The following is an 8956-nucleotide window of genomic DNA, read 5'->3' as shown; positions in this document are numbered from 1 at the left end:
GCTGCCCGACGCCGCGCTGCAGGAGTCCCGGGACCGGGTCCGCGCCGCCATCACCAACTGCGGCAACACCTGGCCGATGTCGCGCCTGACGCTGGCGCTGTCCCCGGCCACCCTGCCCAAGACCGGCTCGCTCTACGACATCGCGCTGGCGTGTGCGGTGCTCTCGGCCGGACGGAGGACACCCTGGGATCGGCTGGAGAAGGCCGTTCTGCTCGGCGAACTGGCGCTCGACGGGCGGGTTCGCCCCGTACACGGAGTGCTGCCGGCGGTGCTCGCCGCCAAACGGCAGGGCCGGCCGGTCGTCGTCGTCCCGGAAGCGAACCTGGCCGAAGCCAGCCTGGTCGACGGGATCGAGGTCTGCGGGGTCGGCACTCTGGGTCAGTTACGGAACTGGCTGGACACCGGCAGCGGTCTGGCCCCGCGGGTGGTCAATCCGAGGCCGGCGGACCCGCCGGTGGCCGATCTCGCCGATGTGGTCGGGCAGACGCAGGCCCGCTTCGCCGTCGAGGTCGCCGCCGCCGGAGCGCATCACCTCATGCTGACCGGACCGCCGGGAGTGGGCAAAACAATGCTGGCCCAACGACTTCCGGGTCTGCTGCCGGATCTCACCGACGGTGAGGCGCTGGAGGTCACTGCGGTCCACTCGGTCGCGGGCCTGCTCTCCAAACGCATCCCGCTGATCACCAGGCCGCCCTTCATCGCCCCGCACCACTCCTCGAGCGTGGCCGCATTGGTCGGAGGCGGGTCCGGGCTGGCCCGACCGGGAGCGATCAGCCGGGCGCACCGCGGGGTGCTGTTCCTCGACGAGTGCGCGGAAGTCCGGCTCAGCGTTCTGGAGGCCTTGCGAACCCCGTTGGAGGACGGCGAGATACGGCTCGCCCGTCGAGACGGCGTGGTGCATTACCCGGCGCGCTTCCAGCTCATCCTTGCCGCCAACCCGTGTCCATGCGCTCCGACAGATCCGCGCGACTGCATCTGCTCATCGCTGGACAGGCGTCGCTACCTGGGGAAGCTCTCCGGCCCACTGCTGGACCGGGTCGACCTGCGGGTACAGATGCACACGGTGCGCGCCGGGGCTTTCGAGCCACAGCCGGCCGAGAGCAGCGACCGCGTCAGGGCCAGGGTGGCGCAGGCGCGTGCGGCCGGCGCCGAGCGCTGGCGCCGCTATGGATTCACCACCAACGCCGAGGTCTCCGGGGCGGTGCTGCGCCGGGTCTTCCGGCTCAGCCCGGCCGCGATGGCCCCGCTGAAGACGGCACTGGACCGGGGCCTGCTCAGCATCCGCGGCGTCGACCGCTCCCTGCGGGTCGCCTGGACACTGGCCGATCTGGCGGGCCGGACCAGCCCGGGTGTCGATGACGTGTCGGTGGCGCTGAGCTTCCGTCAGATGGAGGCCAGGCAGTGAGTCCGGCAGGCCGGCTGCGGGCCTGGGCATACCTGTCCCGAGTCGCCGAGATGCCCTGCGCACACCTCGATGAGCTGGTCCGCAAGGTTGGTCCGGTCGAGGCCGCCGACCGGGTGCGCCGAGGTGCGGTCGATCCCCGGCTGTCGAGAAAGACCGAGGTGAGACGGGAGATCGACTGCGCAGCTGAGGATCTCGCGATCCTCGAGCGGCGGGGTGGCCGGCTGGTCACTTCCGACGACGACGAGTGGCCGGGCCTGGCGTTCGCCGCCTTCCTCGGCACTCCGGTGCGCGACAAACCGGAAGGCCGAGCGCCGCTGGCGCTATGGGTGATCGGGCCGCAGCGGCTCGAGGAGGTGTATCCGCGGGCCGCGGCGATAGACGGCACGCGGGCGTGCACCGCCTCCGGCCAGCACATGGCGGCGGAGCTGTCCTCCGGGCTTGCCGAGCAGGACGTGGCAGTCGTCTCCGGCGGTGCCTACGGCATCGACGGGGCCGCCCACCGTGCCGCGCTGGCCGCGGACGGCGTGACCGTGGCGGTGCTGGCCGGGGGAGTCGACGTGCTCTACCCGGCCGGGCACTCCGCACTCCTGCACCGCATCGCCCGCGGTGGCTTGCTGGTCAGCGAATATCCGCCCGGTGTCCGGCCGACTCGATTCCGGTTCCTGACCCGCAACCGACTGGTCGCCGCGCTGTCAGGGTCGACCGTGGTTGTCGAGGCGGGCATCCGCAGCGGGGCGGCTAGTACGGCGGCATGGGCCCGAGGATTGGGCCGGGTGGTGTGCGCGGTGCCCGGCCCGGTGACCTCCGCTGCATCAACGGGCTGTCATGTGCTTCTGCAGGCGGGCGCGGAACTGGTCACCCGCGCCCAGGAGGTGGTCGAACTCGCGGGAAGCCCGGGTGAATTCGCCGATGAGCAGCCGCGCCCCGCCGCCCCGCTCGACGAGCTCACCGCGAACGAGCGGATCGTCTACGACGCGCTGCCGGCCAGGGGGGCCCGAACCCCCGATGAGATCTCGGTCAGTTCGGGGATTCCGGCGGCCGGTGTCCTCGGCCCGCTGGCGATGCTGGAGATCGCCGGTCTGGTCCAACGCCAGGACGGCAAGTGGCGGCTGGCGCGCAACCGCCCCTAGGGTCCGGTCGATGCGTTCGCGTCCGCAGGCAGTCCGCCGTCCGTGTTGAAGATGTCTGGAATCCTCGCCGGGTTCCGCGTGGTCACGTGGCGCATCCGTTCGGAATACGAAGGGCGTGAACGCACCTTCAACGGCCACCAGAACCACGGGCCGAGGATGGCCGCTATCGACGGTGTCATCAGCGAGCGCACGATCAACGTATCCAGCAGCAGGCCGATTCCGATCGTCATGCCGCCCTGGCCGACGTTGAGCAGGTCGCCGGAGATCATCGATCCCATGGTGAAGGCGAACACCAGTCCGGCTGCGGTCACCACGGTTCCGGTGCTGCCCATCGATCGGATGATGCCGGTGTTGATACCCGCGTCGATCTCCTCCTTGAACCGCGACACCAGCAGCAGGTTGTAGTCGCTGCCCACGGCCATGAGGATGATCACCGCGAAAGCCAGGACGATCCAGTTCAGTTCGATCCCGACGATCCGCTCGAAGATGAACACCGAGATGCCGAATGCCGCCCCGAGCGAGATCACCACCGTGCCGACGATCACCATCGAGGCCACCAGGGCCCGGGTGATGATGAGCATCACGATGAAGATCAGCGTCAGAGCTGCGAACGCGGCGATCATGGTGTCGTATCTGGCGCCGGCCTGGATGTCGCGGTAGGTGGCCGCGGTTCCGGTCAGGTAGATGTCGGCGCCGGCCAGCGACGTGCCCTTGACCGCCTCGTGCGCGGCGACGAGTTCGTCGTCGACCACCGAGATGCCCTCCTCGGAGGCCGGATTGGTGTCGTGGGTGATGATCAGCCGCGCCGCCTTGCCGTCCGGTGACAGGAACAGTTTGAGGCCCTTCTGGAAATCGGGGTTGGAGAAGACCTCCGGAGGCAGGTAGAAGTAGTCATCGCTCCGCGACGCGTCGAACGCCTCGCCCATCGCCGTCGCGGTGTCGGTCATCTGCTGCATCTGATTGATCAACCCGTCGAAACTGCTGTGGATGGTCTGCAGGGTGTTCTGCATGGTGGTCGCCGTCGCGATGATCGGCGGGAACTCCGCCACCATCCGGGGGAACAGGGCGTTCATGTCGCCCATCCCGTTGACCATGTCGTCCATGCCCTTCACCATCGCGTCCATGCCGCCGATCATGGCGCCGACGTCGGTCTGCAGGCCGGCCATGTCGTCGCTGAACTTGTCCACCCCGTCGGTGGCGTCGAAGGCCGCCCGGATGCCGTTGCACGCCGGGATGTTGTCGCAGTGCTGCTCCCAGTAGAAGTAGTTGCGGAACGGGCGCACCGCGTCGTCGAAGTCGGCGAGGTTGTCGCGCATCTCGTCGAGGGTGGCCTTCATGGTGTTCATGTCCTCGACGCTGCGCCTGCCGGACCCGACCATGCCGTTCGCCGACTCGACCATGCCGTTGGCGGATGCGACGGTGCCGTTCATCGACGCCGACATCTGCGTCATCAGGTCCTGCATCCGTGTCATCGACGAGATCATCGCGCCCAGATCGCCGGACATCGCGCTGATGTCGCCGACCCTCTCCTTGAGGAACTGCAGGTTCTGGGTGATCGGCACCGAGGACATGCTGATCTGGTACGGAATCGAGCTGTGCGCGATGGGGGAGCCCAGCGGACGGGTGATGCCCTGCACCATCGCAATGCCCCTGATCCGGAACAGCGCCTTGGTGATCCGGTCGAGCACGATCATGTCGGTGGGATTGCGCATATCGTGATCGGACTCGATGGTCATGATGTCGGGGTTGAGTCGCGCAGTGCTGAAGTGCTTTTCGGCCGCCGCGTATCCCACGTTGGCCGGGACGTCGGCGGGAATGTAGTGCCGGTCGTCGTAGGAGGTCTTGTAGCCGACCATGGCCAGGATGCCGAGCAGCACCACCGAGGTTGCGGCGGCGAGAATCGGCTTGGGCCAGCGGACGGTGGCGGTGCCGACCTTGCGCCAGCCCCTCGTCTTCATCATCCGCTTGGGATCGAGCAGGCCGCGACGGGTCGCCACCACCAGGATGGCCGGCGCCACCGTCATCGCTGCCGCCACGACGATGAGCAGTGCCATCGCCGACGGGTAGGCCAACGAGTTGAAGTACGACAGCCGGGTCAGCCGAAGGGTCAGCATCGCCCCGGCGATGGTCAGCCCGGATCCCAGGATCACGTGGCCGACACCCCGGAACGCGGTGTAATACGCCGACTCCGGGTCCTCGCCGTTCTGGCGGCTCTCGTGATAGCGGCCGATCAGGAAGATCGCGTAGTCGGTGCCCGCTGCGATCGACAGCGCAGTCATCAGCGGTACCGAGAACGTCGAGAAGTCCATCAGGCCGAGCTTGCCGACCGCCGCGACGGCCCCACGGGCAGAGCCCATTTCGACTCCGACGATGGCGAGGATGATCAGCACGGTGCTGACCGAGCGGTACACCAGCGCCAGCATGATGGTGATGACGATCATCGTGACCACGGTCATCTTGATCATGCCGCGGTCGCTGGCCTCCAGCGAGTCGGTGGTCAGCGGTGCCGGTCCGGTCACATAGGCGTGCAGCCCCGCCGGTGGCGGGGTGTCGTGGATGATCTCGCGGACGGCGTCGACCGACTTGTTGCCCTGGGTGCTGCCCTGATCGCCGGCCAGGTTGAGTTGGACGTAGGCGGCATGGCCGTCACTGCTCTGCACCCCGGCGGCGGTGATCATGTCGCCCCAGAAGTTGTGGACGTGTTCCACGTGTTCGTCATCGGCCTCGAACTTGGCCACCAGGGTGTCGTAATAGCGGTGGGCGTCCTCGCCGAGAGACTGATCGCCGACCAGCACCACCATCGCGATGCTGTCGGACTCGGACTCGCCGAACTTCTGTCCCGTTCGCTTGGCGGCGATCACCGCCGGGGCGTCCTGGGGCGACATCGACACGGCGTTGGCCATGCCGACCTTCTCGACCTGGGGGACAAGCAGATTCGCCACCGCCGTGAAGGCCACCCAGATGAGGATGATCGGGACCGCGAGCGCCCGGACCGTCCGCGGGAAGAATGTCCGCGAGTCACCGCCGTGCGCGCTCATGCTGCCTTGTCCAGACAGAAGGCCAGGGCGTCGCGACCTTCGGCGTGGTCCTCGGCGACCACCCTGTCGTCGACGAGGATGCGGCAGCCCAGTTCCGCGCTGTCGCCCTGGGCGACCACATTGGCCAGCACGCCGGGGTCGGTGGTACTCACCGTCACCGACCACGGCAGTGAGGCGAAGCCGGCCTCCACGGTCCTGCCGTTGACATCGAGGTAGCTCACCCGGCCCGACGCGTTCTGCGGGCCGACGATCTCGTAGGTCACCCGTTTGGTGTTGATCGGCCGGATGTCGTCGGCCGGCTGAGACGCGGCGAGGTAAGGCTTATCGGAGTCGAAGAACGTCCGCAGCCGACTCACCACCGCTACCGCTCCGAGCAGGGCCACCAGGACCACCGTGAGCACCCAGTACCGCTTGAGCAGGAGCAGGACTGCCGTCAGGGGTTTCAACGTCGGTCTTCCTTTCCGGTGAAGCCTGTCCGCCGGGAGCCGGCGCTTCTGTCAGGTCGGGTCTCCGGGTGCCCGGGGTCATCCGGTGGCCGGTCGCCGGGCCTTGACTCACGAGATTAATACCATAGGGGGTATGGTATACAGGAGTCCGGATCGACGCCGACCCCGTGAGGAGAATCCCCATGTGCCGCGCCACCAACTGCCGGGCCTGCGGAAAAACCACCTGGGCCGGATGCGGTATGCACGTCGACGCGGTGAAGCGCGGCGTGCCGGCCGGCCAGTGGTGCGACGGACATGCCGCCGGTGAGGCCATTGCTCCCCGCCGGAGTTGGTTCCGGCGCCGGAACGCCTGACCCACCGACACGCCACGCCCGCTCGCGCCCCGGCCGGGGGACGTCTGCCACCGTAGGGGGGTGAGCGCTCCCACCCAGGCGATCCTCGACGAGTACGCCGAACATCTGGCGCTGGAGCGCGGCCGTTCGGAGCACACCCAGCGGGCCTACCTGGCCGATCTGCGATCGCTGTTCGCCTTCCTCGAGGAACGCGCCCCGCTCAGCGGTCTCGACGGCCTCAACCTGCCGCTGCTGCGGGCCTGGCTGGCCGCGCAGGCCGCTGCCGGGGCGGCCCGCACGACGCTGGCGCGGCGCACCTCGGCGGTCAAGACCTTCACCGCGTGGGCCACCCGCCGCGGGATGCTGTCCGCCGATCCGGCGGCCCGGCTGCAGGTACCCAAGGCCCATCGCACCCTGCCCGCGGTGCTACGTCAGGATCAGGCCCTGGCCGCGATGGCCGCCGCCGACCTCGGCGCCGAACAGCGAGACCCGCTGGCACTGCGGGACAAGCTGATCGTGGAGATGCTCTACGCGACCGGAATCCGGGTCAGCGAACTGTGCGGACTGGACGTCGACGACGTCGACACCGACCGGCGGCTGCTGCGGGTGCTGGGCAAGGGCAACAAACAGCGCACGGTTCCGTTCGGGCGGCCCGCGCTGGCCGCCTTGAGCGACTGGCTGGCCGACGGCCGCCCGGCCCTGGTCAACTCGGACTCCGGACCCGCCCTTCTGCTCGGGCCGCGAGGGCGGCGGCTGGACCCCCGGCAGGCCCGCACCGTGGTCCACCAGACCGTTGCCGCCGTCGACGGCGCCCCCGATATCGGCCCGCACGGCCTGCGCCACAGCGCGGCCACCCACCTGCTGGAGGGCGGTGCGGACCTGCGGGTCGTCCAGGAACTGCTCGGTCACTCCACGCTGGCGACCACCCAGCTCTACACCCACGTCACGGTGGCCCGGCTGCGCGCGGTGCACGACCAGGCCCATCCGCGGGCCTGACGTCAGCCGGCCAGCGGTTTGAGCCGGACCGGCGTGGCCTCCAGCAGCCCCAGGGGGTCCACATAGTCGGCGCGGCTCGCCGAGCCCCACATCGCGCCCCAGTGCAGGCATGCCGACGCCGGGCAGCCGGGATGCCCGGGCATGAGCCGGCCCAGCGCGGTTCCGGCACCAACCCGCTGACCGGCCCGGACCGTCGCCTCGACCGGTTCGTAGCTGGTCCGCAGACCGCCGGCGTGCGCCACCGAGATCACCGGCCGTCCGGCCAGTGAGCCGGCGAACACCACCGTCCCCGGGCCGGCGGAATACACCGGCTGCCCCGCCCGCCCGGCCAGATCCACCCCGCGGTGACCCCGCTGCCAGTCCGGCCTCGGGGCGTCGAACGCCCGCGTCACCGCCGGCGGCTGCAGTGGCCACTGGAGTCGCACGTCGTCGGCCCGCCCGACGGGGGCGGACACCAGCAAACCGGCAAGTACGGCCATGGCACGCATCCGCCCAGTTCACCGCAGGCAGCGCGGTCCGCGCCTGCCGGCGATCGGCGATTGGGGATCAACCCGGTGCTGTGTGTAAACTCCCCGGTGCAGCCTGCGCGAGCGGGCTGACTTCGCGCGTCTGAGTGCAGTGCCGCAACCGGCACATGCCGCGCCCACCGGTTGGTCCCGTCGCAAGACGGGTCGGTGTGCGCGCAGACGCCAGGGCCCGGCTTCACCCGTCGCCGGGCGGCAACCGACAAGGTAAGAGGAATGGCCGAAATGGCTGTTGTGACCATGAAGCAGCTGCTCGACAGCGGCACCCACTTCGGGCACCAGACCCGTCGCTGGAATCCCAAGATGAAGCGGTTCATCTTCACCGACCGCAACGGCATCTACATCATCGACCTGCAGCAGACGCTGACCTACATCGACAAGGCCTACGAGTTCGTCAAGGAGACCGTCGCCCACGGCGGCTCGGTGATGTTCGTCGGCACCAAGAAGCAGGCGCAGGAGTCCATCGCCGAGGAGGCCACCCGGGTCGGCATGCCCTATGTCAACCAGCGCTGGCTCGGTGGCATGCTCACCAACTTCTCCACCGTGCACAAGCGTCTCCAGCGCCTCAAGGAGCTCGAGGCAATGGAGCAGACCGGCGGTTTCGAGGGTCGCACCAAGAAGGAAATCCTGATGCTGACCCGCGAGAAGAACAAGCTCGAGCGTTCTCTCGGCGGCATCCGGGATATGCAGAAGGTGCCGAGCGCGGTGTGGGTCGTCGACACCAACAAGGAGCACATCGCCGTCGGCGAGGCCCGCAAGCTGGGCATCCCGGTGATCGCGATCCTCGACACCAACTGCGATCCCGACCTCGTCGACTACCCGATCCCGGGCAACGACGACGCCATCCGCTCGGCGGCGCTGCTGACCAAGGTCATCGCCTCCGCGGTCGCCGAGGGCCTGCAGGCCCGCGGCCAGGCCGGCCGCACCGAGGCCGGCGCCGAGGTCGAGGCCGAGCCGCTCGCCGAGTGGGAACAGGAACTGCTGGCCAGCGCGGCCCTCGAGGCCGCACCCACGGGAGACGTTCCGGCGGCCGGACCGGTCGCCGACGAATCCATCACCGTCACCGTCACGGAGGGCTGACATGG

The 8956-nt window shown here is 69.1% G+C and carries 8 protein-coding genes; 5 read left to right on the top strand and 3 right to left on the bottom strand.

Annotated features, from left to right (window positions below):
• Both ACKOQ4_RS01530 and dprA read left to right on the top strand, forming a co-directional pair.
• Positions 1-1405, top strand: a 1405-nt coding sequence (locus ACKOQ4_RS01530) for a YifB family Mg chelatase-like AAA ATPase (protein ID WP_526288137.1), incomplete at its 5' end; no start/stop codon positions are given.
• 50 nt (positions 1406-1455) lie between these two features.
• Complete coding sequence (gene dprA, locus ACKOQ4_RS01525; RefSeq protein ID WP_526288139.1) at positions 1456-2535, top strand: DNA-processing protein DprA; 1080 nt, start codon at positions 1456-1458, stop codon at positions 2533-2535.
• Here dprA and ACKOQ4_RS01520 read toward each other — a convergent pair.
• Both ACKOQ4_RS01520 and ACKOQ4_RS01515 read right to left on the bottom strand, forming a co-directional pair.
• On the bottom strand, positions 2532-5573 hold the full coding sequence (locus tag ACKOQ4_RS01520; protein ID WP_526288135.1) for an MMPL/RND family transporter: 3042 nt from the start codon (positions 5571-5573) through the stop codon (positions 2532-2534). The genes dprA and ACKOQ4_RS01520 overlap by 4 nt on opposite strands.
• Complete coding sequence (locus ACKOQ4_RS01515) at positions 5570-6019, bottom strand: MmpS family transport accessory protein (RefSeq protein WP_526288133.1); 450 nt, start codon at positions 6017-6019, stop codon at positions 5570-5572. The genes ACKOQ4_RS01520 and ACKOQ4_RS01515 overlap by 4 nt, the downstream gene beginning before the upstream one ends.
• A 182-nt stretch (positions 6020-6201) precedes the next feature.
• Between ACKOQ4_RS01515 and ACKOQ4_RS01510 the strand changes: the two genes are divergently transcribed.
• Positions 6202-6372, top strand: coding sequence for a DUF8730 family Cys-rich protein (locus ACKOQ4_RS01510; protein ID WP_526288131.1), 171 nt, complete (start codon positions 6202-6204; stop codon positions 6370-6372).
• A 60-nt stretch (positions 6373-6432) separates the two neighbouring features.
• A complete protein-coding gene (locus tag ACKOQ4_RS01505; RefSeq protein ID WP_526288129.1) occupies positions 6433-7347 on the top strand; it encodes a tyrosine recombinase in 915 nt (304 codons plus the stop codon).
• A 2-nt stretch (positions 7348-7349) separates the two neighbouring features.
• Here the strand turns inward: ACKOQ4_RS01505 and ACKOQ4_RS01500 are convergent, their stop codons facing one another.
• Complete coding sequence (locus tag ACKOQ4_RS01500; RefSeq protein WP_526288127.1) at positions 7350-7835, bottom strand: M23 family metallopeptidase; 486 nt, start codon at positions 7833-7835, stop codon at positions 7350-7352.
• A gap of 261 nt (positions 7836-8096) precedes the next feature.
• Between ACKOQ4_RS01500 and rpsB the strand changes: the two genes are divergently transcribed.
• Positions 8097-8951 carry a 30S ribosomal protein S2 gene (gene rpsB, locus ACKOQ4_RS01495; protein WP_526288125.1) on the top strand — a complete coding sequence of 285 codons (855 nt, stop codon included), beginning with the start codon at positions 8097-8099 and terminating at the stop codon, positions 8949-8951.
• The last annotated feature ends 5 nt before the right edge of the window (positions 8952-8956 follow it).

Origin of the sequence: Mycobacterium sp. (assembly GCF_046095365.1) — a bacterium.
Taxonomy (GTDB): Bacteria; Actinomycetota; Actinomycetes; order Mycobacteriales; family Mycobacteriaceae; genus Mycobacterium.
This window is presented reverse-complemented; position numbering and strand designations above follow the sequence as displayed.